The 575-nt window shown below is 70.6% G+C and carries 1 protein-coding gene and 1 pseudogene; both read right to left on the reverse strand.

Translation table 11 applies throughout. The features are described from left to right. Nucleotides 1-219 (reverse strand): annotated as a pseudogene (locus tag AC1DQC_RS20080) (TrmH family RNA methyltransferase); the annotation flags it as partial. 31 nt (nucleotides 220-250) lie between these two features. Continuing rightward, nucleotides 251-575 (reverse strand): MarR family winged helix-turn-helix transcriptional regulator (locus AC1DQC_RS20085; protein ID WP_477052987.1); only part of this gene is annotated, 325 nt, incomplete at its 5' end.

Genomic DNA, 575 nt, shown 5'->3' on the forward strand with positions numbered 1-575 from the left:
CTCGAGGTCCGCGGACAGCTCGTCGAGTCGCCGGTCCACCCCCAGCAGGCTGATCGGGGGGAAGCGCGACGAGAGCAACCGCTGCGCGACAAGGACCCCCTCGGCGATCACCAGGCCCTTGCCCTCCGGCAGGTCCGGACGCCGGTCCGAGGAGTTGAGGTCGCGGAAGTCGTCCAGCCTGGGATCGGCCGGGTCGTCGATGTCGATAACGTGAACCACCCGGACCATCTTGCCGCACGCCGGCCGAGCGCTACTCCATGGTGTTGACCATGCCGCCGATGATGTCGACGGACCGCCGGAGCAGGTCCCGCTGTTCCGGGTCCAGCGCCGCCAGTCGATCCGTCATCCACTTCTCCCGGGCGCTGGTCTCGTCGGCGAGCAGCGCGCGGCCCGCGTCGGTGAGCGAGACGATGATCTGGCGGCCGTCGGTCGGGTGCGGCGCCCGCACGACCAGACCGGCTTCGGCGAGAGAGGCGATCACCCGCGTCATCGACGGCGGCTGCACCCGTTCCCGTGCCGCCAGTCCACCGGGTGTCATCGGGCCGTGCTCGTACAGGCTCGACATCGCGGAGAGC

Source organism: Cellulomonas sp. P4_H12 (assembly GCF_056400905.1).